25 protein-coding genes are annotated in these 26,890 nt (G+C 51.8%); 16 read left to right on the forward strand and 9 right to left on the reverse strand.

The features are described from left to right. Positions 1–8: 8 nt before the first annotated feature. Entirely contained in the window at positions 9–3,086 is a 3,078-nt protein-coding gene (locus tag AB7C91_RS07805) for an efflux RND transporter permease subunit (protein WP_428590381.1), read from the forward strand. Beyond that, complete coding sequence (locus AB7C91_RS07810) at positions 3,083–4,642, forward strand: TolC family protein (protein WP_428590385.1); 1,560 nt, start codon at positions 3,083–3,085, stop codon at positions 4,640–4,642. The genes AB7C91_RS07805 and AB7C91_RS07810 overlap by 4 nt, the downstream gene beginning before the upstream one ends. Here AB7C91_RS07810 and AB7C91_RS07815 read toward each other — a convergent pair. Continuing rightward, a complete protein-coding gene (locus AB7C91_RS07815; RefSeq protein WP_332446776.1) occupies positions 4,592–5,731 on the reverse strand; it encodes a GGDEF domain-containing protein in 1,140 nt (379 codons plus the stop codon). The genes AB7C91_RS07810 and AB7C91_RS07815 overlap by 51 nt on opposite strands. Positions 5,732–5,791: 60 nt before the next feature. Beyond that, the gene (locus AB7C91_RS07820; RefSeq protein ID WP_332446777.1) at positions 5,792–6,994 is read right to left on the reverse strand and encodes an MFS transporter; all 1,203 of its coding nucleotides are present in this window, start codon (positions 6,992–6,994) and stop codon (positions 5,792–5,794) included. 160 nt (positions 6,995–7,154) lie between these two features. On the opposite strand from AB7C91_RS07820, the gene AB7C91_RS07825 reads away from it, so the two are divergent. After that, a complete protein-coding gene (locus AB7C91_RS07825) occupies positions 7,155–7,550 on the forward strand; it encodes a hypothetical protein (RefSeq protein ID WP_428590388.1) in 396 nt (131 codons plus the stop codon). 72 nt (positions 7,551–7,622) lie between these two features. Here the strand turns inward: AB7C91_RS07825 and AB7C91_RS07830 are convergent, their stop codons facing one another. From AB7C91_RS07830 to AB7C91_RS07840, 3 genes are read right to left on the reverse strand one after another with little or no spacing between them, the layout of a single operon-like run. Beyond that, positions 7,623–9,584, reverse strand: coding sequence for a TRAP transporter permease (locus AB7C91_RS07830; RefSeq protein WP_332446779.1), 1,962 nt, complete (start codon positions 9,582–9,584; stop codon positions 7,623–7,625). Positions 9,585–9,588: 4 nt separating this feature from the next. Beyond that, a complete protein-coding gene (locus AB7C91_RS07835) occupies positions 9,589–10,065 on the reverse strand; it encodes a DUF1850 domain-containing protein (protein WP_332446780.1) in 477 nt (158 codons plus the stop codon). A gap of 8 nt (positions 10,066–10,073) precedes the next feature. Further along, the gene (locus AB7C91_RS07840; protein WP_332446781.1) at positions 10,074–11,060 is read right to left on the reverse strand and encodes a TAXI family TRAP transporter solute-binding subunit; all 987 of its coding nucleotides are present in this window, start codon (positions 11,058–11,060) and stop codon (positions 10,074–10,076) included. 232 nt (positions 11,061–11,292) lie between these two features. Here AB7C91_RS07840 and AB7C91_RS07845 point away from each other — a divergent pair, with 232 nt between their 5' ends. Beyond that, positions 11,293–12,177 carry a prenyltransferase gene (locus AB7C91_RS07845; RefSeq protein WP_332446782.1) on the forward strand — a complete coding sequence of 295 codons (885 nt, stop codon included), beginning with the start codon at positions 11,293–11,295 and terminating at the stop codon, positions 12,175–12,177. Here AB7C91_RS07845 and AB7C91_RS07850 read toward each other — a convergent pair. Both AB7C91_RS07850 and AB7C91_RS07855 read right to left on the reverse strand, forming a co-directional pair. Next, positions 12,171–13,391, reverse strand: a complete 1,221-nt coding sequence (locus AB7C91_RS07850; RefSeq protein ID WP_332446783.1) for an MFS transporter — start codon at positions 13,389–13,391, stop codon at positions 12,171–12,173. The genes AB7C91_RS07845 and AB7C91_RS07850 overlap by 7 nt on opposite strands. A gap of 54 nt (positions 13,392–13,445) precedes the next feature. Then, positions 13,446–14,147, reverse strand: coding sequence for a FadR/GntR family transcriptional regulator (locus AB7C91_RS07855; protein ID WP_428590394.1), 702 nt, complete (start codon positions 14,145–14,147; stop codon positions 13,446–13,448). A 158-nt stretch (positions 14,148–14,305) separates the two neighbouring features. Here AB7C91_RS07855 and AB7C91_RS07860 point away from each other — a divergent pair, with 158 nt between their 5' ends. From AB7C91_RS07860 to AB7C91_RS07910, 11 genes are all read left to right on the forward strand, one after another. Further along, positions 14,306–15,313, forward strand: a complete 1,008-nt coding sequence (locus tag AB7C91_RS07860) for a TRAP transporter substrate-binding protein (protein WP_332446785.1) — start codon at positions 14,306–14,308, stop codon at positions 15,311–15,313. Positions 15,314–15,381: 68 nt separating this feature from the next. Further along, entirely contained in the window at positions 15,382–15,867 is a 486-nt protein-coding gene (locus AB7C91_RS07865; RefSeq protein WP_332446786.1) for a TRAP transporter small permease, read from the forward strand. Beyond that, entirely contained in the window at positions 15,864–17,135 is a 1,272-nt protein-coding gene (locus AB7C91_RS07870) for a TRAP transporter large permease (protein WP_428590399.1), read from the forward strand. Before AB7C91_RS07865 ends, AB7C91_RS07870 begins: the two co-directional genes overlap by 4 nt. Positions 17,136–17,162: 27 nt before the next feature. Continuing rightward, positions 17,163–17,993 carry an SDR family oxidoreductase gene (locus AB7C91_RS07875; protein ID WP_428590402.1) on the forward strand — a complete coding sequence of 277 codons (831 nt, stop codon included), beginning with the start codon at positions 17,163–17,165 and terminating at the stop codon, positions 17,991–17,993. After that, positions 17,987–18,865, forward strand: coding sequence for a dihydrodipicolinate synthase family protein (locus tag AB7C91_RS07880; RefSeq protein WP_332446789.1), 879 nt, complete (start codon positions 17,987–17,989; stop codon positions 18,863–18,865). The genes AB7C91_RS07875 and AB7C91_RS07880 overlap by 7 nt, the downstream gene beginning before the upstream one ends. 53 nt (positions 18,866–18,918) lie before the next feature. Continuing rightward, a complete protein-coding gene (locus tag AB7C91_RS07885) occupies positions 18,919–19,692 on the forward strand; it encodes an SDR family oxidoreductase (protein WP_332446790.1) in 774 nt (257 codons plus the stop codon). A gap of 66 nt (positions 19,693–19,758) precedes the next feature. Then, a complete protein-coding gene (locus AB7C91_RS07890) occupies positions 19,759–20,451 on the forward strand; it encodes a response regulator transcription factor (protein ID WP_332446791.1) in 693 nt (230 codons plus the stop codon). Position 20,452: 1 nt separating this feature from the next. Next, positions 20,453–21,811, forward strand: coding sequence for a HAMP domain-containing sensor histidine kinase (locus AB7C91_RS07895; protein ID WP_332446792.1), 1,359 nt, complete (start codon positions 20,453–20,455; stop codon positions 21,809–21,811). Between the two features lie 283 nt (positions 21,812–22,094). Continuing rightward, complete coding sequence (locus AB7C91_RS07900; RefSeq protein ID WP_332446793.1) at positions 22,095–22,412, forward strand: hypothetical protein; 318 nt, start codon at positions 22,095–22,097, stop codon at positions 22,410–22,412. Between the two features lie 193 nt (positions 22,413–22,605). Then, the gene (locus tag AB7C91_RS07905; protein ID WP_428590407.1) at positions 22,606–23,961 is read left to right on the forward strand and encodes an FAD-dependent oxidoreductase; all 1,356 of its coding nucleotides are present in this window, start codon (positions 22,606–22,608) and stop codon (positions 23,959–23,961) included. Positions 23,962–24,025: 64 nt separating this feature from the next. Next, a complete protein-coding gene (locus AB7C91_RS07910; protein WP_332446795.1) occupies positions 24,026–24,502 on the forward strand; it encodes a flavodoxin domain-containing protein in 477 nt (158 codons plus the stop codon). Here the strand turns inward: AB7C91_RS07910 and AB7C91_RS07915 are convergent. Then, positions 24,485–25,819 (reverse strand): L-threonylcarbamoyladenylate synthase, encoded by a 1,335-nt coding sequence (locus AB7C91_RS07915; RefSeq protein ID WP_332446796.1) that lies wholly within the window; start codon positions 25,817–25,819, stop codon positions 24,485–24,487. The two genes, AB7C91_RS07910 and AB7C91_RS07915, sit on opposite strands and share 18 nt — an antisense overlap. Before the next feature lie 136 nt (positions 25,820–25,955). Between AB7C91_RS07915 and AB7C91_RS07920 the strand changes: the two genes are divergently transcribed. After that, positions 25,956–26,444, forward strand: a complete 489-nt coding sequence (locus AB7C91_RS07920; RefSeq protein WP_332446797.1) for an N-acetyltransferase — start codon at positions 25,956–25,958, stop codon at positions 26,442–26,444. Here AB7C91_RS07920 and AB7C91_RS07925 read toward each other — a convergent pair. Next, positions 26,431–26,847 carry a secondary thiamine-phosphate synthase enzyme YjbQ gene (locus AB7C91_RS07925; RefSeq protein WP_332446798.1) on the reverse strand — a complete coding sequence of 139 codons (417 nt, stop codon included), beginning with the start codon at positions 26,845–26,847 and terminating at the stop codon, positions 26,431–26,433. The genes AB7C91_RS07920 and AB7C91_RS07925 overlap by 14 nt on opposite strands. Between the last annotated feature and the right edge of the window lie 43 nt (positions 26,848–26,890).

The raw sequence follows: 26,890 nt of genomic DNA on the forward strand, positions 1-26,890 counted from the left end.
AGGAAGGTATGGACGACCGGCAAAAAAAATTCAGCCTTGGCTCGTTTTCGGTAACCAAACCCGTATTGGTCAACATCCTGATGGCGACCATCCTGGTACTTGGGTTCTTCTCCTTGGTTCGGCTGCCACGCGAGCAATTCGCTGAAGTCCCTTTCTATTGGGTCAATATCATTGTCCCCTATCCCGGGGTGGCGGCGCAGGATCTGGAAGCATCGGTGACCATCCCGGTGGAAAACGCCGTCCGTGGCGTGGACCGCTTGAAGCAAATCAGCTCGGTTACCAGCGAAGGTTTATCGGTGGTACGGGTGGAATTTGATGATGGGATAAACGACCAGTTATTCAAGACGCTGTTCCAGGATGTGCAGACCCGTTTCAGTCAGGTCACTCTGCCCGATGGTGCGCTCACTCCGGTCGTTGACGACTTTTCCTCCTCCGATTTCCTTCCCGTCATCGAGGTGGTCATCAGTGGGAATCTTCCGTACCAGGAGCTCAGGTCACAAGCCCTTTCCTTGGAAAACAAGATTCTTTCGATACCCGATGTCTCGGATGTACAGATCATCGGGTTGCCAGAACGTCAGATCCAGGTAAACCTCGATCCTTCTGCACTTGCATCACTCGGGTTGACGGTGAATGAGGTCATGCGTTCCATATCCGAACAGAATACCCGTCTTCCCAGTGGAAATCTTACCACTGCATCCCGCCAATACCTGCTGAGGACCCTTGGTTCACTTTCCGAGGTGAACGATGTAGGTTCGATTATAGTCCGCAGGTCGAACAATGGCGAGGCATTGGTCCGAATCAACGATGTGGCGCAGGTGGTAGACGGGTTTGACCGTGAAGCACCCCTTTCCCGGTTCAACGGCAAACCCTCGGTGAGCCTAAGCATCACCAAGGTGGGGAGAGGCAACTCGGTGGCCATCGTCGATGCCGTCAGAACATTGGTAGATGAGGAGCAGAAGAGCAGTCCGGCTACGCTGACGCTTTTCAATGACTCAACCGTACAAATCAATTCCAGTCTCTCGGTATTGAGCACCAATGCCTTGGTAGGCTTGCTGTTGCTCATACTCATTCTTTCCTTGTTCATCGGCATGAGGAACTCTCTCATCATCGCCTTGGGCATACCGGTGACCTTCGCATTGACGTTCCTCACCCTTGACCTGATGGGGGAGACGATAAACACCAACACCCTCTTCGGGCTGGTTTTGGTGCTTGGTCTGATCGTTGACCATGGAATCGTCATTGTGGAGAATTCGTACCGTTTGCAGGCTTCGGGCCTCTCACGTCATGTTTCGGCCATCGATGGGGTCAACCAAGTCATCTGGCCGATCATGGCGGCAACCGGGACAACCGTCGCCGCCTTTTTACCCTTGATGATCATTCCCGGTACCATCGGCAAATTTCTGCGGGTGATACCCCTTACCGTAACGATTGCACTCATCGTCTCAACGGCGGAGGCCTTGGTCTTTTTGCCCAGTCACTATGCAGAATGGGGACCGAAGCGTATCGGTCGAGCATCACAGGAACCTTCAAGGTTCGACCGATTCATCAAGCGTTATGAACTCCTCTTGGGCAAAATCTACAAGCGCAAGGGGTTGTTCCTGCTCTTGTTCGTTGTTTTGACCGGTGGTGTTTTCTCATTGGTAGGATCCTTGAGACAAGATCTGTTCAGTGCAGAGGATTACAGTTATTTTACCATTGAGCTTACGACACCGTTGGGCTCGCCGCTCTCGTATACCAATAATCTGGTTTCGGCTTATGAAGCTGTATTGCTCAAGGAAAAAGGGAAGGGCGAAATCCTTTCGGTACGTTCGGAGATCGGGGGGAGCAGTGCAGGTTCCCGAACCACGAACAAAGCTTCCATCACCGTAGATCTTGCAGAAATGGATCAGGGACGGACACGCAGCATTGAGGCGATCATCCAGGATATCAAGGAGAAGACCTACTATATCAGCGGAGCGGAACAAGTGTTGTTCACCAAGGCGCAGAACGGTCCTCCGACCACTTCCGCCTTCAGCTACCGGCTTTCCGGTGACCGTTATGACGAATTGCTGCTCTCCAGCCAGGCGTTGGTCAATGCACTTTCTTCCCTTGAGAATGTAGAAAATGTGCAAAGCGACACTACAGCCGGCAACCCGGCTTTGAAGATTGAGGTTGACCAAAACCAAGCAACCCGTCTGGGCATCTCCGTCTCCACCATCGCAAGCTATCTGCGCTCGCGGTTTGAGGGGGTGAAGGTAGGTACCTTCTTCCTGAACAATGAGGAGATCGACATCGTTGTTCAGTTTGCCAAGACCAAAGCCCAGCAATACGAAGATTTGGCACAGATTCTCATTCCGACCGATGACGGTCGGCTCATCCCGCTTTCCAGTGTTGCAAAGATAACCACGGAGTCTCCGATCGGATCCATCAGAAGGGTGGAAGGCAAACGTGAGATAACCGTAACCGCCGATGCTTTGAACGGTATTGACCAGCAGGTGGTCAACCAGCAGATCAAGTCGCTTTGGGATCAGACGCTGAGCCGGCAATACAGTTCAGTGCAGTTCTCAGTCGGTGGGGAATTTTCCGATTTCTCCACCTTGCTCTTTGACATCCTTCGGGTTTTTGTCCTGGGAATCTTTTTGATGTATGTCATTCTGGGAGCCCAATTCAACAGCTACAGCCAACCGTTCCTGATCCTACTCTCCGTGCCGTTCGCCTTCATCGGGGTGGTCTTGTATCTGTTTGTCTCGGGTACTCCGCTTTCCACCACCGTCATCTATTCCTCGGTGGCATTGGCTGGAGTGGCTGTCAATGATGCGATTGTGTTGATCAGTTTCATCAATGATCTGCGTGCAGAGGGGAAAAGCGTTGCAGCGTCGATCGTCGAGGCTGCAAAAACCCGCATCCGACCCATCCTGCTGACCAGTCTGACCACCATCGCCGGTCTTTTGCCGACTGCCATAGGCCTGGGCGGCTATTCAGTTGTCTGGTCTCCGATGGCAAGTACCATCATGGTGGGATTGGTCTTCTCCACGCTCAGTGCATTGTTCATCATTCCCTTGTTGTATGGGATCATCTATGACAAATCCCGGAGGAAAACCAAATGAAATCCTCACGCTTGATCCTGCTTCTCTCCTTGTTGTTTCCTTTCTCCTTGTTCGCGGCGTATCCCCTGTTTGATGCAGAGATGGTGAAGTTTCAGGAGGTACCGTCCGTTGCTGCTTCTGCTCTTGCCGATTTCCGGGAAACCTGGAGCCAAGGTGAGGCCGTAGAGCTTGGCTCATTGGTCCCCCTGCTTTCTGCTCAGCTGGCCGAGCAAAGCCTGGATGTCCGGCAACGTGCGGTTTCGCTGGCATTGCAGCAACAACGGGTGGCCGATGCTCTGGCTGGAGCCAAGCCAAAGCTCGGGTTGCAGGCTACCCCCTACGCATACACGGATACTCGCGTTGTGACCGGGGTGCCGAATGTCGGCCCATTCAGGAACCAAACACATTCCTTTGCAGTAGGAGGCAGTCTCTCCCAGAATCTGGGAACGGGAGGAAATGTCACCGTCGGGATCAAAGAGAGCAGTTCCTATAAAGTCGGCGATGATGCATGGACCCACACGCCGTCGGTTTCGGCTTCCTTCGTCCAGCCGCTGTGGATCGGTGAGACAATGCTCGATCCTTCATATCAGAGCAAGCAACTGGAGAAACTCACGTTGCAGACGTCCTCCTTGGAGCAGGCAAAGCAAAGTACCGAACAATCTCTCATCCTCCAACAGCTATCTTTGCTCATAAGCCGCCAGGCGTTGCTGGAAAATCGTTTTATTCTGCAGAGTCGCCTGCAACTAGCCTTGGAGGCGGTTCAGAAAGCGCAGGATGATCTGCAGCAGGGTTTGGTCAGTGCCCAGGTATTCGACACTAGGTTGCAAGCGTATTACCAGCTTTCCTCTTCCTTCCAAGGGGTTGAGGACCAGCTGGCATCTCTGAACCGCACGTTGGAACTGATCCTTGCCGACCAGTTGCCTTCATCCATCGCACCGGATGCCATCGATTTGGATGCCATGCTCTCCAAAACCGCGGATGTGAATGCGTTGCTTTCCTCCTATCTCAAACAGGATGGAAGCTACCGGCAAGCATTACTGAAAGTCCGTTCAGCAACGTTGGACACCGGCATGTTCTCTCCATCCGATGCGCCCCAGGTGCAGTTTTCCCTCCAACTCTCCCCGTTCTATAGTCCCAGCAGCAACAATACTTTCTTTTCTTCGATTTCCGAGTTGTTCTCCTCCTCCCAGCCGGTTGTTTCCTTCTCCATAGGATTCAACGCCACCGATGTGTTCCGCCGTGCATCAGCATCTGCACAGCAACAAGCCCAACAGGCTTTGCTTGGAGCAAAAACTGAAGTGGAGCAAGCCTATCAGGCGGCAAAGGATGCAGTGTGGGAACTGCATGACCAGATACGTCAGCTGACGGTGGATCTCTCGGTGCAAATGGGCGACTACCAATTGAAGACGAGGCAGCTTGAAAGTGAACGAATCAAATTTGAGGCGAATATTTCAGACAACACCATGGTACGCCAGCGTGAGTTGGACTGGTACCAATCGGCCTTTGTCGTGCTGGGAACCTTGCGTTCACTTGCCTATCAGCAGGTTCGCCTGACCTTGTTGGGACTGGATGGATAAGTCCTTCTGCATTGCCTTGTTTCGGTACATCGCATCATCAGCGAGGTTGAACGTCATCGGCAGGGAAACTTCTTGTTGCTGATTGCTGATTGCACACCCATAGGCTATGTTGATCGGATGGACCCGGCCTTTGTTCTCTTCTTCCAGCCGCTTCTCCAGACGGATGATATCCTGCTCAATCTTCCGTTTCCTCGGCAGGGGGAGCAACACGCAGAATTCATCGCCTCCTATCCTGAATACCTTGCCTTCCGGCTCATACAGCTTGGCAAGAAGGGAGGCGACTGCGTGCAGCAGGGAATCGCCTTCCTGATGACCCCAGGTGTCATTGGTCTGCTTGAGGTTGTTCACATCTACCATAATCATCGCCACATCCCTCTTCTCATGACCCAGGCTGATCATTTCCTGCTCGAATGCCTCACGGTTGCGCACTTTCGTCTGCAGGTCGTAATCGAATTTGGCTTCCTGTACAATCACATAATAAAGCAGCAAGGACACGGAAATGGTGCTAAAGATGTACGTCTCCCGCTGGGTCGCAATCTGGATGAAGGTGGAAAACAAGGGCAGCAGGTACACCATGCTCAGCAGGAACTTGGAAGGTACGATGCTTTTTTCCCGGATCTTGATCAGGCGGATCAACACAAATGCATAATAGAATACCGAGACAAGCGTAGTGATCCAATACAGCTTGCCCCAGTGGGGGAAGTTCAACTCATCAATGAAAAAGAACCAACCGGTTTGCATGGATAGGATGGCGCAGAGGATGTTGACGCCCAACGGGAGGGTCAACAGGGTGATTTTTAGGCTCGACAAATCACTATAGCCGAGATAGAACAGGATGACCAAGGGAATAGCCGGGGTAAGGGAGAAGGCCAAGGTATAGGAAAGATGGAGTGCAACCACGGCTTCCGGCTCGGTTTTACCCCTTGCCAACGTGATGGCCACTTGCAGCAGGAGCAGCAACACCGTCAGGAATGCCGAGGTGATGTAGTATCCGTTCTGCCGGGATCCGGGAAGATGTCTCTTAGCCAAATAAATGGTGAAGAGCAGGGGGAAAATGCTGAAAAGGTTGATGACGATGGGTGTTTCCATACACTTCTCCTTACCTGTATCGTACACACGAGCGGAAGAAAAGAAAACATATTCCGCATCTTAAGAAAGATGTTCGCAATCCAGATGCTTTGCTGCATAGAGAGCAAGGAGCATGAAAAGACCGGAACCGAGGAAAACCGGGGTAAATCCGACTACCGGAATCAACAGGCCGGCGAGCAATGGATAGAGCAGGTTCATCACCGAGCCGGCTCCTCCCAACCCGGTATAGATCGGCCTGTTCTCGTCGTTGGATATTTCCAAAAGGATACCGGTGGACAGAATCTGATAGAGGGAGATTGCCGCTCCGCCGAACAGGAAAACCAGTGGATACCAGCTGAGGTGGCTGATCAGCAGCAGGGCGACGACCGGGGTGGACGATCCGAGGAGGATGAAGCTGTACAACAGTCGCTTGTACCGTTGTCCTTTTGCATACATGTTCGTTATTGTGGTGATGATCAAAGAACCGGCAAGTTGATAGAGCAAAAAGGTTCCGGTCCGGCTGCTGTCCAAGCCGTACGTGCGACTTGCAAAAATCACAAAGAAAGGGATGGTGGTCAAGATGATTCCCGCACTGTTGACCAACAGCAGGTACAACCTAAGGTTTGCATCGTGTTTGAGCGCTGTAAGAAAGAGGTTTGCACGCAGCTTGGGCCGCAGAGCATTGCGGTGACCCTGCTCGACTAGGATCCAGAAACCGGATGATGCGAAAAAGAGCAGGATAGCGGCAAGCAGGAACAGCAGGCTGTAGTTTCGGGGATAGGAGAGTTTGGAAAGTACCAGTTTTACCACTACCGAACTGATGACCAATCCGATGCTGGTGATCAATTGGCGTTTGGTCAACAGTTGTTTGCGTTGGGTCTTCTCGATGGTACTTCCCATGATGTCCATGTAGGAGAGATTCGCAAACGCCCCGCTGAACGCAAACAGCACGAACAGAAGCAGGATGACGTAGACCTTCCAGTTTGCCGGTTCTCCCGAATGTAATAAAAACAATGCCAAGAGGAACAATGAGGCGACCCGAAGGTAAATGCCCCCCAGAAGGGCAGGTTTCTTCCGTTTCAGGGCTAATACCAAGGGTGCGAAGAGCAGTTGCATGAACCCCGAAGAGCCGATCATGATGGCCGAAAGCAACCCGAGATGGAAGGTGGAAGCTCCGCTTTGTGTCAACATGGCAGGCGCAACGGTGTTCACATCGATGAAACTCAAGGTCAAAGAGAGAAAGAGTGCATGGATCAGAAATGCCTTTGCGTTGTTCGAATGCATGAAAACCCCTCTATATGGTAACGAATATACCAGAAGTATTTGCTTCGGGGGAAGCGTAGGATGCAAACAGATTGAGAAATGCAATCACATGAGGTATGCTAGAGTCAACGAGTAGATGATTACTTCCCTCCAGGGGTACACCATTGTGGTAGGAGAAGATATGAATACGAGACTCGAAAAGGAACGTGTGAGAAAGACTACCTTGGTTTATGCGGTGGTCATGGCGCTAATCGTCATCCTGATTCTGTTTGTGGTTCAGGACCCGAAGATCAAGGCGATTGCCATTGTGCTGATCCTGCTCATTGGTTGTGCAGCGATCATCGTACAATGGTTGTTGATCGGTAAACGCGAACAGCAGACTGAGCAAGCGTTGGAAGCCGAGGCTTCCGAAGCTCCCGTGCAGAGTCCGCAAACCGGTGCACCGTGTGAGGTCAGCGGTCAGTACCATTGCAGCGAACATCCCCAGCGCAAGGTCGCCATGGTGGAAGGCAAACGATTTCCTCCTTGCCGAGGCAACAAAAAGGGCCATTCGGCCACGTGGATTCTCGAACAGTAGAGACTTTGGTTGCAATGCACATGCCCAAGGGAATGCAAGGCGAAATTGCTTCGCCTTGCATCAGTGGGTGTGTTATGCACCTTGCACGTTGAGGTGACGTGATTTCCTGAATTGGAACAATACGACCAGAATCAGGATGATGAACCCTATCAGATCCTGCGTGGTGCTTGCGGTGATCAGCAGCAAGGCACCGCCGAAGGATGCAATGCGCAGCAGCATCGGCATGGGCCTCAGCAGATACCCTTCAAGTGCCATGCCGATCATACATACGCCGATGATCGCCGTGATCGTCACCCTGATGGCTACCAACGGTGTGGTGTCGATCAACAGCAGGGCGGTGTTGTAGATGAACATGTAGGGGACGATGAAGCCGGCAAGCGAGAGCCGTACCGATTGCAGTCCGGTTTTCATCGGATCGCCGCCACTGAGCCCTGCCGCAGCGAAACTGGCCAGCGCCACCGGAGGGGTGATGTTGGCGAACATGGCAAAATAGAAAACGAACATATGCGCTGCAAGCGGGGGGATTCCCAATTTCACCAAAGCAGGAGCCGCCATGGTTGCGGTAATCAAGTAAGCGGGGATCGAGGGCAACCCCATTCCCAGGATCATGCAGGTCACCATCGTCAGCAGCAACGTCAGCATGAGATTCGCCCTGCCGAGCTGGATGATTGCATTGGCCATGTTCAGACCGAACCCGGTAAGGCTGACCACGCCGATGATGATGCCCACCACCGCGCAAGCTATGGCAACCGATACCACCGCACGGGTGCCCTCGGCGAAGGCATCAAGGATTTGGCGGAAGGTCATCCGGGTGGATTTTCTCGTCATGCTCACCACAATGGTGGCGACAATGGCCCAGAATGCAGAGAAAATGACCGTTGCGCCGCTGAAAAGCAGCATGTACAACAGGAAAGCGATCGGGATCAAGAGATGCCCGCGTTCCTTCATGACTTCACGCACTTTCGGCAGATCTTCCTTGGGAATGCCTTGCAGGTTTTTCTTGGAAGCCCGAAGTTGTACCTGGATGAGAATTCCCAGGTAATAGAGGAGGGCGGGTATGGTGGCACTGATGACGATCGTGCCGTATTTGACTCCCAACATCTCTGCCATGATGAATGCCGCAGCACCCATGATGGGCGGCAGCAACTGTCCTCCCACGGAAGCCGACGATTCAACCGCTCCGGAAAATTCCTTGCTGTATCCTGTTTTCTTCATCAAGGGGATGGTGAAGGTCCCGGTGGTGACCACGTTGGCGACGGCACTGCCGTTGATCGAACCCAGAAATCCGCTGGCAATGACTGCCACCTTGGCAGGTCCTCCTTTGGAGCTGCCGGCAAATGCGAGGGCGAGATCATTGAAGAAACGGCCCATGCCGCATTTGTTCATGACTGTCCCGAACAGGATGAACAGGAAGATGTAAGAAGCGGCGACATCGACAGAGGTACCGTAGATTCCTTCGGTATTGATGAAAATATGGTTGACCAAGCTTCTCCAGTCATAGCCACGATGCATGAAGATTCCCGGTAGGTTCCTGCCCAGCAAACCGTAAAGCAGGAATATGATGCTCAGGATGACCAACGGCCAGCCGGAAATACGCCTGCTTGCTTCCAGCACCAGGACGATCAGGATCGTACCCATGATCACATCCATCTGATTCGGTGAACCCATGCGGTTGATGAAATTGATGTAGTCGGTCCATACATATGCGGCAACGGCAATGGAAAGAAGGGCGAAGAGGATGTCGTACCAAGGGACTTTCTTCCTGCTCGCATTACGATGGGCAGGGTAGAGGAAGAAGGTCATGAACAGCATCATCGCAACATGCAGCGACCGATGCAGGTGTGTCGGAGGGTATCCGATCAACGACGTGATGAAATGATAGAGAGCAATACCGATTGCACTCCAATACACTGCCTGCACCAGCAGGTAATGGTCGAAGCTTCTGGTCTTCGATTCCTTTTCAAATTTGCCGATCAGCTCATCCTGTTTGGCTTTCAAGGTCGGGTTGTTGTCATCGAGTGTAATCTTGGCCATAACGTTACAATCCTTGTATGGTTAGCTCCACGGGAACATGATGCGGTACATCCTGTCCTGTGATGAAAGGTTTGCCCTGTATCGTAATGGACTGCAGGGCGGTTTGTGAATGGATCCAGTGAATCTCACTGAATGTCTGGTTGATCGATCGCATCACCACCATCCCATTCTCAACGGTGGTTCTCCCTTTGTTTTCCGGAATGCCTGCTCCGAATCCAGCTACCTTGATGGTATGCAATACGAAGATATTGCCGTTTTCTACGGTATATTCCTCGTCCCAGGGAATATGCTCAAACGAGTGTATCCAGTGGAAGACCACCGTATCCCCTGCTTCAACAGAGACTGAACGCAGTACCTTCTGCGTTTTTTGGTCCCTGAGGACCATATGGGGAAGCGTTGTGCGAATGTTCAGAAAGAGCAGTGTCCCCACCACGAGGGTGAGGACAGCACTGCTGATAATCCACCATGCTCTTTTTTTCATCGGAAAGGTTACATTCCCATTTCCTTGTAATACTTCTCGGCACCCGGATGGAAGGGGATGTCGACGCCTATGTGACTGTTCTGCAAATTGATATGCTGCTTTGCCGTCGCATGAGCCGCCTGGATATCGCCTATGTTCTCAAAAATGCCTTTGGTCAGGTCGTATGCCACTTCTTCCGGCATATTGGCATTGACGATCATGATATTGCGTACCGTGGCGGTCTGTACATCAGTCTTGGTATTGTACACGTCGGCAGGAATGGTCGCTTCCACGAAGAATGGATACTTGGCCTTCAGATTGGCAAGCCCTTGGCCTTCAATGGGGATCAGGACGATGTCGCTGGTGGTCCCCAGTTCCATGATGGTGGCGTTGGGAATTCCGCTGGTTACGAATACCGCGTCAACCAGGTTGTTCTTCAGCTGGCCGATTGCCTCACCATAATTGAGATAGTCGACTTTGCTGTCGGCATAGGTCATCCCATGGGCTTCGTACATCATGCGTGCATTCAATTCGACTCCGCTGTTCGGTGCGCCGACACCAACGCGCTTGCCCTTCAAGTCGGTGAACTTGGTGATGCCGGTACGGCTGGTGGTGACCAACTGCACATAGTTGGGATACAGCCCCATGATGGCCCTCAGCTCAGTTGCTGGTTGCTTGCCTTCATAGGCCCCGAAGGCCTGGTAGGCCTGGGCGACGGCATCGCTCATGACGATCGCCATCTCTGCACGACCTTCCCTGATCAGGGTGATGTTCTCAGCCGAGGCACCGGTGGCCTGGGCAGAGGACTTGTAGCCGAGCTTATTCTGGAACACAGAGGAAAAGGCTCCTCCGATCGGATAATACAATCCACTGGTAGGACCTGTGGCAACGGTAATGAAATACTTACTTCGGTCAAGTGTTCCACTCTGGCTCGTTTCCGAGCTTCCCGTTGCAAACATGCTTGCCACCAATACTCCCACCAACAAAGCGATCAAAAGCAAACGTTTTGCATTCATATGCATATTCTCTCCTCATCCTCCAATCGTGCAGGGCGAAAGTCCTGCGGCCTTCCTGCATGGTCCCAAATAAAAACCCCTGAAACGTGTGACCATAAAGATGCATAGAAATTGCATCAATATGCAGTTGCTAGCATAGCCATAGGTCGGCAGGAAAATCAAGAGGCAATAGGTGAACTAGCCCTTGTCCTTTGTTTTTTGCTAGTATACTGGGATGACATGCTCCCAATTCATGCACATCGTCGAGATGCGGACCAAAGTAATCAGCATGGGAACCTTTCTCTGCGCAAGTGCCTATGCACTCGCCTCAGCGTCATCGATTGCGCTGCTTCCCTGGTTGCTCATGGGCAGTGCAACCTTGTGCATCGATATGGGTACAACCGGGTTCAACACCTTCTTCGATTATCTGCACGGGACCGACAATCACAGGTTCACCGTGGAGCGGGAAAAAGTGTTGGTGCATGAACAGGTCGAGCCTGCTTCGGCTTTCTTTGTCTCTTCCTTCTTGTTCGCCCTTGCCGCTCTGCTCGGTCTGTATCTTGCATATCTGACCAGTTGGTATCTGGTACCGGTCGGAATGATCTGCATGCTGGTGGGTTTTTTCTACACTGCAGGGCCGTATCCGATCAGTCGGACTCCGTTTGGGGAGGCGTTCGCCGGTTTGTTTCTTGGCTCTGTGCTTTTTTTGATAACCCTCTTCGTGTTGGGAATCCCCATTACGGCCAAGGAAGTGACGGCTTCGCTGCCGTTGCTTGTTTTGGTCGGCATGATCCTCTCGGTCAACAACGGATGCGACCGCATCGGGGACCAAGATAGTGGCAGGCGTACGCTTGCCGTGCTACTGGGAAAGCAAGGTTCGCTTCGCCTGATTGCATTCGAAGGTTGGTTTGCCTACATGCTTTCGGCAATCCTGGTCTTGATAGGCATCTATCCATGGTTTCTTTTACTCTTTCTGCTCGTCCCGTTCTCCTTGTTCATCCGATCATACCGAACGATGAAAACCCAGGGCATGCAGGAAACGACGAAAAGCCGAAGCATGGTGCTCATCAACAAGCACTACCTTGCGTATGCCTTAGCCTTCATCTGCACGTTCATCTTAGACTATGCCATTCAATAGAGTGCAGTGGTTTGCGGTTTTTTGATGGTAGCTGCGAACAAGGAATTGATCACTCCGAGGACAGCTGAAAGGCTGAAGAGTACTTCAATTCCCATCGTCTTCCAAACATAACCGCCGAGTAGTGCGATCATGACACTGATCAAATGGTTAACGGAAATGCCTGTCGTCAGGGTAGCGGTCAATTCCTCCCTGCTGGAGGAAAGATCGCGGACGTAGACGTTGGTCGCCATGCTCGCCAGGCTGATGATCGAATCCAACACGAAGTTGATGCAGACCACAATGAAGGCGATGTGCATCGGAAACAGCCGATGCGCAAATCCGTAGAGCAGACAGACGATGACCAGAATCAAAGTATCCGCAACCATGATGGTCTTGTACCCCAATTTGTCCACCAATATTCCGATGACAGGGGAGAGCAACATCCCGAAGAGGGAACAGACAGCCAACAGGAGAGCGATGACCGAGGTATCGGCTTTGTAGAAGAGAATAAGCACGTAGGGTGCGAAGGTGAGGAAGATCTGCTTTCTGGCACCGTAGAAGACCTCGAGCATGTAATATTTGGTATACTTGCGGTTGATGTACAGCCTGCTCCGTTGTACCGGCCGTCCTTTGTCCTGCATGCTCAAGGCGATCAGGACGGCTGCAAACAGGAGCACTGCGGCGATGAGGAACACCGCCCTGAATCCAACCAGCGAATTGCGAGCATACCCCAGTTTCGCCAAGACGAAGAAGAGGATCGAAACCAGTACATACCCGATGATGTTCCCCCCATGTCCAATGCTGCTGGTGACTCCCAGACTTGCGCCTCCCTTGTTACTTTTGGCAAAGAACAGGGACATCGAGCTTTTGATGGGCATGACGATGTGCTCGCCGGTGCTGAACACAACCATGAACAGGATGACCACCACTTTATGGGTGCCCAAAAGCAGCAGACCGAGCACACCGCTGAGCATGATGGATGTTCCGATTTTGAAGACCTTGGTCTCACTGAGCCGATACATCCAGGCAAGGATGAAAACCAACAGCAAGCCCGGCAGTTCGCGGAAGAATTCCACGATCCCGCGCTCAAATTCGGTGATCTTTACGATCTCTGCAAGATAGTTGTCCTGGATGCCTCGGTAGAATCCGTAGGCCAAACCGGAGAACAGTACAGTGGCCAAAAACAATTTGAGTCCCGGCTCACCGCGATACATCGATTCCTTTTGTGTCTGCATAGGGCGACTATGCGTGGATTTTCGGTTGTTGTCAATAAAAATCAAGCAGAGACATCAGGTTTGCCCTTCAAGCACCTTATTTATATCGGCAAGCGAGCTGCCCAGGTGCGCCAGCATGTAGGCGGCTGCTTTCTGTGCCTCCCGTTCCTCAAGGGCATTGAGAATGAGCTCATGTTCGCGGATGGTATTGTCCGAACTGATCTTCACCGAGATGGACATCAGGCGGTAGCGTTTCAGTTCCATGGCCAGCAGCACGTTGATCTTGGTAAGCAGTGGGTTATGGGCCATCTGGCAGATCTGGGTATGGAATTGTTCATCCAGCGAAGCAAGGGCCGCAACGTTGTTCTCTTTATTCTCCTCAATGAACAGCCTATGGATTTCCTTCAATCGGTCGAGTTCCTCTTCCGTTCCCCGCTTCACCGCCATGCGGACCTGCAGCGTCTCAAGCGCTTCACGTACTTCCGTCGTGTCCTTGAGGGTAGGGGCGACCTCGATGAACCAGGAGCGGATCGCCTCGTATTCATGACTTTGGTTGTCCCGTACGAACGCGCCTTTTCCGGAGATGATCTGGACATATCCCTCAGCCTGCAAGGACCGTATGGCCTCCCGAACCGTGGATCTGCTGACCGAGAGCATCTCACACAGCCTGACTTCGGCGGGGAGTTTGCTTCCCACCGGGTAGGTGCCGTTCAAGATGGAGTCCTTGATTGAGTCGATGACTTGCGTCGTAACGGATATGCGTTGGATGGTTTTCATAGTTTTTGTCTGACAACAGACTATCATGAGATTGTCGGAGAGTCAAAGAAAAGTAGCGTAATTTACAGCTTGACAACCTCTATATCCATGGTATGCTCTGATTGGTGGTGCATAAATTGTCTGACAATCCGGCATCATACAAAATATGGAGGTTCCCAATGAAAAGAGTAATGCTTGTTCTGACCGTTCTGCTTGTCGCTCTTTCCTGCATTGTTGCCCAAGGAAGCAACGAGGCTGCAGCACAGCCGAAGAGTGTCCAGTTGACCATCTACTCACCTGGAAATGAAAATTCCGTACCAACCAAGACCATCATCAAATACAAGGAATTGGTTGAGGCCGCTTCGAACGGAAGCATCAAACTGGTGGTGCATCACAGCGGAGAGCTGGGAAATGATGCCGAAGCCCTGCAATCGACCCGCATGGGTACGATTGACATCATCTTCGCCGGTACCAGTGGATTCACCAGTTTCTATGACAAGGCGAAAATCCTTGACCTGCCGTTCCTGTTCAATTCCGCTGAGGATGCATACAATATTGTGAACGGCAGCATCGGCGAACAGATTTTTGCCGATCTTGGTTCCGTCGGATTGGTCTACCTGAGTGAAGGCGACAATGGCATGCGCCATATCGCGACCACCAATCGCCCGATCAACAGCGTCGCCGATGTGAAGGGACTGAAGATTCGTGTTCCGACCAGCAAAATGTACCTCGACGTATGGAGCGCACTGGGAGCCACTCCGGTCGCACTTGCCCTGAATGAACTTGCCATCGCCTTGGCAAATGGAACAGCCGAAGCCCAGGACAACGCCACCTACCACTTGGTTGCAAACGCCACCTATGACGACATCAAGTACTACAGTTTCATCAACTACATGTGGATGGGTTGCACCATGGCGATGAACCAGAAGGCATGGGACAAGCTTTCGACCGACCAGCAGAAGATTCTGAAGGAACAGGCGAAAGTGGCGGCAAAGTACTCCTTTGACACCATCGAGAAGGACAATGTGACTGCTACCGAAGTGTTGAAGAAAGCCGGTGTCCAATTCAACACCAATCCGGACATCCAGAGCTTCAAGGATAAGTTGGGCGGTTCTGCATATTACAAGCAGTATGCTTCGGAAAGCTGGTACAACCAGACTATTCTTGACGCAATTCTCGCTAAATAACAAACGAGAGATGAGAAGGGCGGCCAAACACCGCCCTTCCCTGTTTTTTTTGCAAAGGAAGGGTGCTCATGCAGCTCATAAAAAAAATACTGGATCTTTTTGTCCGATTCGTATCGGTCCTCCTGATGTTCTTGATAGCAGGAATCATCGCATTGATGCTCAATGAGCTGGTGTTGCGGAATTTTTTCGATTCCTCATTCAAGGGGATGACCGAACTGGCAGGATTCCTCTTTTTATGGATGGCGTTTTTGGGAATCATCGTACTGTACGACCAGAATCGGATGATCAGCCTGGATATGTTTTATGTGCGGACAAGCAGCAGATTCAAGACGATTTTGTGGGTCATCCATAAAATGGTGAGTGCGAGCCTAGGGGTGGTCATGGTCATAGCGTTCCTTGGTCTGTATCCCTTCATCAGCACTGAATATTATTCATCGATGCCGACATTTTCCAAATTGTGGCAATATGTTCCCATGGCGGTAACCGGCGCCTTTCTCTGCATAAAATCCTTGTTTGAATTGATGGAGAAAGCACGAGGGGAGAAGTTTGTATGATCTTATTCTTCGGTAGTTTCGTAATACTCCTGCTCATCGGTGTTCCGATCAGCATTTCCATTGGTGCCAGCGCCATCCTTGGATGCATCAATCTCGGGTATCCGCTAATGGTGATCGGCCAGAAAATGGTCAGCGGCATTGATTCCTTTCTCTTGATTGCCATACCCTTGTTCATTCTTGCCGGTAATTTGATGAATGCCGGGAAGATCACCGAACGGATTTTCGATTTTGCCCAGCGGTTGGTTGGATGGGTTCCCGGAGGACTGGGTCATGCGAATGTTGTTGCCAGCCTCATTTTCGCCGGTATGTCCGGCAGTGCCGCAGCCGATGCCGGCGGATTGGGAACCATCGAAATGGAGGCAATGACCAAGAACGGCTATGACGAGGATTTCTCTGCAGCCATCACTGCTGCATCTACGGTCATCGGCCCCATCTTTCCGCCGTCCATTCCCTTGATCATCTACGGTTCGGTTGCCTCGGTAAGTGTCACCCAGCTTTTCATGGGAGGCGTCATTCCCGGTCTGTTGATGGCTGTAGCCCTGATGGTGCTGGTCCTCATCTTTGCAATTCGCCGCAAGTATGAGCGTACCACGTTCAGCCTGCGTCTGTTGGTCAAGCAGTTTTTCGCCTCGGTGCTTTCGATCATCACTCCGTTGATCATCCTCAGCGGTTTCACCTTCGGCTTGTTCACTCCCACCGAAGCATCCAGCGTAGCCGTCGCCTATGCTTTGGTGATCTCACTGCTGGTATATCGGACGCTTGACTGGAAAAGTTTCAAGAAGTGTCTTTTGGAAAGTGCCATCACCAGTGCAAATACCCTGTTCATCATCGGTACGTCGATGCTCTTCAGTTACGTCCTTATTAAGGAAGGGGTATCGGCCCAGATAGCCGATTACATTCTGGGGATCAGCGACAGCCCCGTAGTCATTCTTTTGGTGATCAATATGCTGTTGCTGGTATTGGGCATGTTCATGGAACCGGGTGCGATTCTTACCTTAATGCTTCCGGTACTGCTGCCCATCGTCAAAGCGCTCGGCATCGATCTGGTCCATTTCGGTGTGGTCATGGTGTTGAACCTCATGATCGGGCAGGTAACTCCTCCGTTTGGAGTCTGTCTGTTCATCATTTCCGATGTTTCAAAAATCTCGTTGAACCGGATGTACAAGGCTATTCTGCCGTTCATCATTCCTCTGGTGATCGTGCTGTTCCTCTGTACGTTTGTTCCCACGTTGGTTACCTGGTTGCCTTCAATCTTGCTGCATCTCTAAATTCTGTGTATTGAGTAAGGAAAAGTTATGAAAGATCCATTGTTTGATGTCTCTGAGAAGATCGTGGTCATTACCGGGGGGCTCGGACAGATCGGAGCCCAGTTCGTCCTGGAATTCCTGTACCGCGATGCGAAGGTGGCTGTGTTCAGCCGGTCGGCCAGCATTGAGAAAGCAGAGAAGGCGTTGGGCGCAAAAGTTGCTGGGCATCCGAATCTCTTGGTGCAACAGGCCGATATCACCGACAAGGCCTCGATCAACAAGGCCCTCGATGCACTTGAGGCGAAGTGGGGTGTCTGTGATGTGTTGATCAACAATGCGGGGATCGATACCCAACCCAGTGCCCCTCCCGAGGTTTCCGGCCCGTTCGAGGAGTTTCCTGAGCATGTGTTCCGTGAGGTGGTGGAAACCAACTTGGTGGGAACGTTTTTGATGATCCAAGCGGTGGGAGCCCGGATGGTGAAGGCTGCCAAGGGTGGTTCCATCATCAACGTGGGTTCCATCTATGGCATGCTCAGCCCCATTCAAGATATTTACGCCTACAAGAAGGAATTGACCGGCGTTCCGTTCATCAAGCCGGTTGCCTACAGCGCGGCAAAGAGCGGCATCTATAATCTGACTCGCTATTGCGCAACGTATTGGGCGAAGCAGGGCATCAGGGTGAATACCCTGACTCCCAGTGGTGTCTGGCGCGAGACGCAGGACGAACACTTTCATCAGAACTACCATGCGAGGATGCCCATCGGAAGGATGGCGCAGGCCGATGAGTTCAATGGTGCGGTAATCTTTCTGGCGAGCAAGGCATCCACGTATATGACCGGTTCCAATCTGGTGGTCGACGGAGGATGGACAGCATGGTAGACAGACAACCTCACATCATCTCTGCATTGATCACGCCGATGCGCGAGGACCGCAGCATCGATTATGATGCACTTTCTTCCTTGGTAAGCTATGAAATCGCTCATGGAGCCGAAGGTTTCTACTGTTGCGGTTCCTCCGGTGAAGGGCTTCTGCTCAATGTGGATGAACGCAAGGCGGTCGCCACCACGGTGGCCGAAGTCTCTCGGGACACGGTCCCGTTTTTCGTCCATAGCGGTTCCTTGGGGACCCGCGAGGCGATTATGCTTTCCGAACATGCCCAACAGGTGGGCGCCCAGGCGGTTTCCCTCATCCCCCCCATCTATTATCATTACAGTCAGAGTGAGGTGGAGAACTATTATCTGGATGTCAGCAAAGCAATCGATCTTGGCTTGATCGTCTACAACATCCCCCAATTCACCGGTATTTCCTTTTCCAAGCAGAGTCCGGTGATGAACAACCAAAAAATCATCGGCATCAAGCATACTTCGATGAATCTTTATGACCTGGAACGTCTGGGTCAGGCGTTCCCGGAGAAAACGCTCTACAATGGATTTGATGAAATATTCCTCTACAGCTTGACTGCAGGAGCGCAGAGTACCATCGGTACGACGGTCAATGTCTGTCCCCGCTTGTTCGGTGCAATCTATGACGATTTTGCGGCCGACAGGATTCAGGAAGCGCAGCAGAAACAGCATCTTTTGAATTCCTTGATTGAGAAGTTGGTACAGGTCGGCATATTTTCCGCCGTCAAATATACAATGTCCTATCTGGGAATCCCCTCGGGGCCCTGTAGAAAACCGTTTGGTGAACTGGATGATGAGCAGAAAGCGGTCGTCCGCAATGCACTGAAGGACATCCAGGCGTATCTCTGAACTTGACCGAAACCTCCCTGTAGCGTAGCGTAGACCTATACAGGGAGGTCCATATGGAAATGCAGAAACGTTTTGGGTCCACACTGCAGGATAAGGTGGTGGTGGTCACCGGCTCCAGCAAGGGGATCGGGCAGGGGCTGGCCAAGATCATCGCACAAGAAGGTGCCATCGTTGCCTTGGCCGCCCGCGACCTTGCAGCCTTGGAGACGGTGCAAACCGAAATTGAGCAAGCCGGGGGGAGAGCCCACCGTTTTGCCCTCGATTTGAGAAGGGTCGATTCGATACGATCCTGTTTTGCCGACATAGAGGAACAACTCGGTCCGATTGACGTCCTGGTAAACAACGCTGGTATGGGCAATCCCATTCCGGCGGAACAGATTACCGAGGAGGATTGGGATTGGATGATGGACCTGAACCTCAAAGGGACCTTCTTCTGTTGCCAGGAAGCCGGGAAACGAATGCTTGAACGAAACAAGGGCAGGATCGTCAATATTTCCAGCCAAGCTTCGGTGGTTGCCATTCCCCATGAGGCGGTGTATTGCGCTTCAAAAGGGGGATTGAACATGCTGACCAAAACCCTCGCGGTTGAGTGGTCGGGACGGGGGGTGACCGTCAATGCCGTCGGTCCCACCTTCGTGTACACCCCCGGGACCGCCGAACGTCTCGATGACCCGCAGTTCCTCAACCAAGTATTGCAGAAAATTCCACGGGGTCGGGTAGCCACCATTGAGGACGTTGCCTCGGCGGTGATGTATCTTGCCAGCGACCATGCGGACATGGTGACCGGAACCTTGCTGCTGGTGGATGGCGGATGGACAGCCGTATAGGTGAAGAATGGGTAAAGAGTGGGGAAATCGCTTGAGTTGGGAAGAGAGGGACGCTACCATGGATGCATGATATACGTGGTAGAGGACAATGTGTCCATCCGTGAGACGATCAAGGCGTATCTGGAACTGGCCGATTTTACCGTTGAGGAATTCGGTCAGGTCGCCGGGGTCTTGGAGTCCCTGCAATTCAAGCAACCTTCTCTCTGTATTTTGGATGTCATGCTGCCCGACGGCAATGGCTTCGAACTTGCCAAGCACATACGGGAAACGGACCCGCAGATTCCCTTCTTGTTTCTTACCGCCAGGGAATCGGAAAGCGACCGCATCACCGGCTTGGAACTGGGAGGGGAGGATTACATCGTCAAACCGTTTTCTCCCAGAGAATTGGTGTTACGGGTGCAAGCCATCCTCCGCAGAGTGGAGCTGAGTGCAAAACCCAATGCAAGCCGAAAGTTGTGGCAGTTCGAAGGGCATACGATGGCCCTTGACGAGAAAAAGCATGAAGTGGCATGTGACGGCAATCCTGTTTCCCTGACTGCACTGGAATGGAAAATGCTGTCATTCATCGCATCCAATGCTCCCTTGCTGATTACGCGTCAACGACTTTTGGGAGAATGCCTTGGGTATACGCATGATGGATCCGACCGCACGATAAACACCCATATGAAGAATTTGCGTTCCAAGCTTGGTGAGGTCGATTGGATCGAGACAGTTCGTGGATTCGGGTATCGGTTTGCAGGAAAGCCGGAGGAGAAGTGAGATGCAAAGCCGGTTGACGTTGGCCAGGCTGAATATGCTGTTGGTTTTTTCCTGCCTGTTCGTATTCATGCTTACCCTGTCCTTGTTTCTGTATTTCGGCCTCGATGTCATCCAGGTTTCCTGGCAGCAGAAACAACAGACAGCATTGAATGCCTATGTACAGGATACGTTGCTTTCGCTCTCAAATCCAACTGCAGAACAGGTTTCCCAGGCGTTCTCATCCCTCCCGTATGCTCCGACCTACCTGTTCATCACCGATGCACAGGATCATGTCCTGTATTCCTACCGAAAAGCGGAAGGGGGGATGGGCAGGGCCAGGATGATGCAATTGGGATTGGCCGAGGGGCAGAATTGGCAGGAAGTCCGTGCATCGGACGGCAATCTCCTATACCGGTATTCCACCCATCTTCCTTCATTTTCCGAGGACCAAGCCAATGCGTTGTTGTTGGAAGCCGCAAGACAAGTACTTTTCATCGCACTCCTTGTTTCCCTGGTGATTTCCCTGATTCTCGCTTTTCTTTTCTTGTTTCCCCTGAAAAAGCAAAGTCGCCTGTTGGCATCGGCGTTGGAACGCATGGCTGACGGGAAACGGGATGTACAGCTTACGAAAAGCCGAGTGGTGGAATTTTCCCAAATTGCACAAGCTTCCGATATCTTGCAGCGTACGCTCAAACAGGAAGAGCGGCTGCGTACCCAATGGGCGCAGGATATCGCCCATGACCTGAGGACACCGGTATCGGTACTCAAGGGACAGTTGGAAGCGATTAGTGACGGGGTGTTCAAAGCTGATGCAAAACGTCTGGAGTTATTGCTCAAGGAAACCGGAAGACTTGAGCAACTGATCAGTTCACTTTCCCTACTCACCCGACTGGAGTCTCCTGATCTTACGGTAAAGCAGGAAGTCCTGCAGATGAAACCGTTGCTTGCTTCGCTCAAACGGAGGTTTGAATTGCAGGCGAAAGAGCGGGACATGCAGCTCGATGTTGCCGATGATCAGGCATCGCTGCGAGCGGATGCACAACTCTTGGAACGTGCCTTGGATAATCTTGTGAACAATGCCATACGGTACGGGAACGCGCATTCCACGATCCGCATCCGTCTGGATTCTGATTCCCAAGGGCAGGCAACCGCACTGTCGGTGGAGAACGAGGGTACGATTGATTCTTCCTTCATCCCCCGACTTTTCGACCGTCTCAGCCGAGCGGAAACAAGCCGTAGCAGCGAGGGCTCAGGTTTGGGCCTTGCAATCGTCAAGGCGATTGCATCCGCCCACCATTGGACGGTTGAGGTTTCCAGCGAACAATACACCAGGTTCACCCTGCACTTTACCGAATCTTCACCTGCTGTTGAAACAGTCTGAAGATTTGCCTACGATCCTTCAGTCAAGTCCAGAATCCTGATTGACCGGAGGCCGTTGATGTTCCTGAACAAATCAAGTACAAGCAGTTTTGATCGTACAAGGACAGGCATCACTGTTGTGGATGCTTTGCTTTCGTTCAGTCATGCAAAGCAGGATGATCGGGAATTGGATCAGTGCTTTCCTTTTTGCTTTACCTAATCTTTACCTGGTGTTGAAACAGTCTGAATGCAAGGCTGTGATACTGGAAGCAAGATTACAAACCAAATTGACTGGGAGGTCAAACATGAACACAAAGAAACGTATCGTTACCGGACTCGCAATTCTGATCGTGGGAGCTGTTGCAATCAGCGCAGCACCGATGGTTCGCCAAGGTTATGGAGCAACGAATCAGGCAGCTCCTCGCCAAGCTGTTCAGCAGAGGCTCATGACCCAGGATTGCCCGTATTACGACCAGGACCTTTCCGCACTCCCTGAGGAGCTTCAGGCTCAGATTGCGGCACGCCGTGCTGCAGCTGCTCAGAGACAGGCGACCGGCATGTATGGTCAGCAGAATTTTGGATATGGCCAGAGAGGCCAGCGCCCGATGGGCAACAGATGGTAGACCTTGCTTACGCAGGAGAGAGGGGCATTCGCCCCTCTTTTTTTGCGTTGCAGTAAAATATATGAATCCTTACAATCAATAATCATATAAATATATAAGTATATATAAATAAAAGAAATAAAGTAATTTTTGTCTTGAGATTTGGGTTACTGGGGCACATACTGAGAACGTAGCAATGCAGAAGGAGACGGGTATGCGAATGATTGATGTACTGGTTGTCGGTGGTGGTGCCTCGGGCTTGCAAGCTTCGATTACCACCAAAACCACCTATCCGGAAAAGGAAGTGGTTTTGGTTCGCAAAGAGGAGCAAGTGCTCATCCCCTGCGGGATCCCCTATATTTTCGGGACGCTCAGTGACAGCAGTAAGGATATCCTGCCGGATAAGCTGCTTACCTCGGTGGGCGTGGAAATTATCGTGGACGAGTTGGTGCAAATTTCCGTGAAGGAGCATCAATGCAGGTTTGCCAGCGGGGAAACGATGCAATATGCCAAGTTGATTCTAGCCCTTGGTTCCGTTCCCACCAAGCCGTCTTGGCTCAAGGGTGTCGACTTGGAATATGTCTATACAATTCCGAAAAACAAGGTATATCTCGACCAAATGATTGCGTCTCTCGCTTCTTTGAAGAAGATTCTTGTCATCGGAGCAGGGTTCATCGGCGTGGAGGTATCCGATGAACTGAATAAGAAGGGCTTCGAGGTGACATTGCTCGAGATTGAAAAAACCATTCTCAACAAGGCCTTCGATGATGAGTTCGGCAATCTGGCCCAGGAACATCTGGTACAGCGTGGGGTGACGGTCATAACCGGAAAAGGGGTGGCTGAAATAAAAGGGAGAGACGGCAAAGTCAAGGAAGTGGTCCTTACCACCGGCGAAACGCTGAATTGTGATGCAGCCATTCTTTCCATGGGGTATGCCCCCAATACGAAGCTTGCTCAGGAAGCGGGACTCGAGCTCAATGAATATGGGTTCATCAAGACTTGTGAATATATGCGGGTGCTTCCCTGTACCAGTGATATCGTAGCGGTTGGGGACTGTGCGGAGAAACGCGACTTTGTGACACGCAAGATAGACCGTACCATGCTAGCCAGCACCGCCTGTGCTGAGGCCCGAACTGCTGGGATGAACCTTTTCTCTCTCAGCCCTTGCAAGCCGTTTACGGGAACCATCGCCATCTATGCCACCGCCATCGGTGAACATGCATTCGGGACGGCCGGGATTACGGAGGCGAAAGCCATCCAGGAGAATTTCTCTGTCGTGTGCGGGAGTTTCACCGGTATGGACACCCATCCGGGGAATCTGGAACATTCACACAAACAGATGGTCAAGCTCATAACTGCGAGTGATTGCGGAATGATCCTGGGCTCGGAGGTGTATGGAGGGGCGAGTACCGGAGAATTGACGAACGCCATCGGCTTCTTGATCCAGAATCGTGTCACGGTCAAGCAGTTGTTGACGATGCAGATCGGAACCCAACCCTTGCTAACCGGATCGCCTGCCGGTTATCCGTTGATCAAAGCTGCGGAAGTTGTGGTAAAGAAGTTGCACTGAGTCTGAAAACATTCCTCTTTTGTCTTTTGGATGGTATGCTATCCAAAGCAAAGGAGGAGCGTTGATGAAAACACTCATCGTATATGCCACCAAATACGGGACGACCGAGCAGTGTGTAGAGCAACTGGCGAAGCAGTTGCAAGGGGAGGTTGTCCTGTATAATCTGAAAGACAGGAAGGTCCCCGATCTTGCCTCGTTCGACACTCTGGTTGTAGGCGGAGCCATCTATGCAGGCAAGCTCAATCGGAAGGTCCAACGGTTCTGCAAAGCGCAGCAGGTCTTACTGGAATCCAAACGACTTGGGCTGTTCACCTGCAATATGGCCGAAGGGGAGGAAAGTGCCAAACAGATCGAACGCAACTATCCTGCTTCCTGTCTCCAGCATGCCTTGGTGAGCGAAAGCTTCGGCGGTCAGTTCCTCTTTTCACGGATGGGTTGGATCACCCGCAAGATGATCAAGGCGATTGCCAAGACGGATCAGGATACCTTCAACATTCATACCGAAGCGATCAGTCGCTTCGCGTCAGTATTGAACGGGTGAACCGTGTTTGGTCGAGGCTTTTCGCAACCGGTTGTTGATCGCCACCCCAATCCCGGTTTCGGGAAGCAGGGAACCGACCATGAAACTCAGGTGCTGCTGATCCAGATGCCTGATCGCCCAATAAAGGCGGGATGCAGCCTGCTTGGCGTCCTCTGACTCGCTGATGTAGGCAACCGGTCCTTTGAAGTGGGTATGTGTTTTCTCGAACAAGAGGATTCCTACATCCTCCCGGTCTTTGTATACATTCACATCTTCAACCAGATAGAAAGCCGTGGTGGGCGCGTAATGGCTTTCCAAAAGTCCGGGACTGCTCAGAACCGTATCGGTGGGGCCTACTTTGCTGGAATAGGTTACCGTCGGCAAGAGTGGCTTCAGTTCTTCCATGCCGATTTTTCCCGGCCTGAGAATGGTCGGTTCCTTGGTACACAACGACAATACGGTCGATTCAATACCGACCTGACAGGCTCCTCCATCGAGGATGGCTTCTATGCGACCGGTCAATTGTTCGCGTACGTGCTCAGCTGTGGTGGGACTGGTATACCCGAAACGGTTTGCACTTGGGGCGGCGATGGGTTTCCCGCTTGCCCTGATCAGACTGAGGGCCAACGCATTGTCCGGCATGCGCACTGCCACGGTTTGGCTGCCTGCCGTTACGATATCGGGAACCCGGGGATCTTTCTGCAGGACCAAGGTAAGCGGTCCCGGCCAGAAGGTCTGCATCAAGGTCCGGGCCTGGTCATCGATGTTCACCACCAGACCCTCGAGTTGGGAAAGATCGGCGATATGTACGATCAGTGGATCGAAGAACGGGCGCTGCTTTGCTTCGAATATATGTTTGACCGCTTGTTCATTGGTGGCATCGGCTCCCAAACCATACACGGTTTCAGTCGGGAATGCCACCAGCTTCCCTGAAGCCAGCAGAGCACCGTAGGCTTGGATGCGATCAGGAAGATCAGTCTGGATATGCACATTGGCAAGGACAAAGTCCATCGCTTCTGCGAATGTATGGAAATAGAGATGCAGATAGGGTTCAGTCTGGGCGGGTAGTGTACAGGCAAAGCTGAGGGAAAAGCCCTCTTCCAATACAAATGCGGTCGATTGCGATGCAAGAGCCGACTGGATGGGGCCATCGGCAACACAGAACCCGGTTTGTAAATAGGGGTAGGATTGGCTTAGTGACTCGGCCGTCTGCTTCTGCTTGTCGGTATACACCAAATGAAACCCGATTGAGGGAAACTGCGAGGCAAGATCCCGTTGTTGTGTAGGTGCGAATGATTCAAAGACTGCAAGCGTCATGAATACCGTTGATTGCTCCATCAGAAGCCTCCATGAAGACCTAGCGTACTGCAAACGCAGCAGAAAGTGCAAGACAGTACAAGAAAGGCCTTTTGTCCTCGATAGTCAAAGGTTTGCTTGCCGGGTATACTGACAGGAATCCAAGGAGGAGAGTTTCATGCTGATTCGCCCATACCGGAAAGAAGATGTATCAAGGATGCGTTCCATCTGGAATGCGGTGGTCGAGAAAGCCGACTCCTTTCCCCAAGATGAAATCTTCTCTGAAGAAGCCTCTGTTTCCTTTTTCGCCGGTCAGAGCTACTGTGCAGTAGCTCAAGTGGATGACCTTGTCTGCGGTCTGTATATCCTGCACCCCAACAATGTCGGCCATGTTTCCCATATCGCCAATGCGTCGTACGCCGTGGACGAGGCATATCGGGGAAGGGGCGTAGGAAAGGCATTAGTGGAAGATTCACTGCTCCAGCTTGCTTCCCATCACTTCAGCATCCTGCAGTTCAATGCGGTGGTTGTCTCCAACACCAGGGCGATCAGGCTGTATGAACAATTGGGATTCACCCATCTTGGGACGATCAAGGGTGGATATGCCAAGGTTGACGGCAGTTTTGAGGATATCCTGAGCATGGTGTATTACGTCAATCGCCGATAATCTTCACCAGGACATGCTTGGTCCGCTTTCCATCGAACTCATAATAGAAGATTTGCTCCCAGGTGCCGAAATCAAGCTTGCCCTCGGTGATGGCTACCACACTTTCCCTTCCCATGATCGTACGTTTCAGATGGGCATCCGCATTATCCTCATATCCATTGTGCTGGTACTGGGAATACGGCTTTTCCGGGGCGAGCCGCTCAAGCCACCGTTCATAATCCTGATGCAGGCCTGACTCATCATCGTTGATGAATACGCTGGCGGTGATGTTCATTGCATTGACCAATACCAGGCCCTCCTGAATCCCACTCGCATCCACTGCATCCTGCACTTCCTTGGTGATGTTCACCAAACCCCTTCGGGTTGGAAGATGAAAGAACAATTCCTTTCGATAACTTTTCATGACAGTCCTCCTTGTCAGCTGAAATCATACGGAAAATCGGCTG

This window comes from Sphaerochaeta sp. (assembly GCF_050256055.1).
Classification (GTDB): Bacteria; Spirochaetota; Spirochaetia; order Sphaerochaetales; family Sphaerochaetaceae; genus Sphaerochaeta.

Bases quoted from the DNA above. Each gene is read 5' to 3' on its own strand.
- AB7C91_RS07805 (WP_428590381.1), top strand. From the start codon at position 9: ATGGACGACCGGCAAAAAAAATTCAGCCTTGGCTCGTTTTCGGTAACC.
- AB7C91_RS07810 (WP_428590385.1), top strand. From the start codon at position 3,083: ATGAAATCCTCACGCTTGATCCTGCTTCTCTCCTTGTTGTTTCCTTTC.
- AB7C91_RS07815 (WP_332446776.1), bottom strand. From the start codon at position 5,731: ATGGAAACACCCATCGTCATCAACCTTTTCAGCATTTTCCCCCTGCTC.
- AB7C91_RS07820 (WP_332446777.1), bottom strand. From the start codon at position 6,994: ATGCATTCGAACAACGCAAAGGCATTTCTGATCCATGCACTCTTTCTC.
- AB7C91_RS07825 (WP_428590388.1), top strand. From the start codon at position 7,155: ATGAATACGAGACTCGAAAAGGAACGTGTGAGAAAGACTACCTTGGTT.
- AB7C91_RS07830 (WP_332446779.1), bottom strand. From the start codon at position 9,584: ATGGCCAAGATTACACTCGATGACAACAACCCGACCTTGAAAGCCAAA.
- AB7C91_RS07835 (WP_332446780.1), bottom strand. From the start codon at position 10,065: ATGAAAAAAAGAGCATGGTGGATTATCAGCAGTGCTGTCCTCACCCTC.
- AB7C91_RS07840 (WP_332446781.1), bottom strand. From the start codon at position 11,060: ATGAATGCAAAACGTTTGCTTTTGATCGCTTTGTTGGTGGGAGTATTG.
- AB7C91_RS07845 (WP_332446782.1), top strand. From the start codon at position 11,293: ATGCACATCGTCGAGATGCGGACCAAAGTAATCAGCATGGGAACCTTT.
- AB7C91_RS07850 (WP_332446783.1), bottom strand. From the start codon at position 13,391: ATGCAGACACAAAAGGAATCGATGTATCGCGGTGAGCCGGGACTCAAA.
- AB7C91_RS07855 (WP_428590394.1), bottom strand. From the start codon at position 14,147: ATGAAAACCATCCAACGCATATCCGTTACGACGCAAGTCATCGACTCA.
- AB7C91_RS07860 (WP_332446785.1), top strand. From the start codon at position 14,306: ATGAAAAGAGTAATGCTTGTTCTGACCGTTCTGCTTGTCGCTCTTTCC.
- AB7C91_RS07865 (WP_332446786.1), top strand. From the start codon at position 15,382: ATGCAGCTCATAAAAAAAATACTGGATCTTTTTGTCCGATTCGTATCG.
- AB7C91_RS07870 (WP_428590399.1), top strand. From the start codon at position 15,864: ATGATCTTATTCTTCGGTAGTTTCGTAATACTCCTGCTCATCGGTGTT.
- AB7C91_RS07875 (WP_428590402.1), top strand. From the start codon at position 17,163: ATGAAAGATCCATTGTTTGATGTCTCTGAGAAGATCGTGGTCATTACC.
- AB7C91_RS07880 (WP_332446789.1), top strand. From the start codon at position 17,987: ATGGTAGACAGACAACCTCACATCATCTCTGCATTGATCACGCCGATG.
- AB7C91_RS07885 (WP_332446790.1), top strand. From the start codon at position 18,919: ATGGAAATGCAGAAACGTTTTGGGTCCACACTGCAGGATAAGGTGGTG.
- AB7C91_RS07890 (WP_332446791.1), top strand. From the start codon at position 19,759: ATGATATACGTGGTAGAGGACAATGTGTCCATCCGTGAGACGATCAAG.
- AB7C91_RS07895 (WP_332446792.1), top strand. From the start codon at position 20,453: ATGCAAAGCCGGTTGACGTTGGCCAGGCTGAATATGCTGTTGGTTTTT.
- AB7C91_RS07900 (WP_332446793.1), top strand. From the start codon at position 22,095: ATGAACACAAAGAAACGTATCGTTACCGGACTCGCAATTCTGATCGTG.
- AB7C91_RS07905 (WP_428590407.1), top strand. From the start codon at position 22,606: ATGCGAATGATTGATGTACTGGTTGTCGGTGGTGGTGCCTCGGGCTTG.
- AB7C91_RS07910 (WP_332446795.1), top strand. From the start codon at position 24,026: ATGAAAACACTCATCGTATATGCCACCAAATACGGGACGACCGAGCAG.
- AB7C91_RS07915 (WP_332446796.1), bottom strand. From the start codon at position 25,819: ATGGAGCAATCAACGGTATTCATGACGCTTGCAGTCTTTGAATCATTC.
- AB7C91_RS07920 (WP_332446797.1), top strand. From the start codon at position 25,956: ATGCTGATTCGCCCATACCGGAAAGAAGATGTATCAAGGATGCGTTCC.
- AB7C91_RS07925 (WP_332446798.1), bottom strand. From the start codon at position 26,847: ATGAAAAGTTATCGAAAGGAATTGTTCTTTCATCTTCCAACCCGAAGG.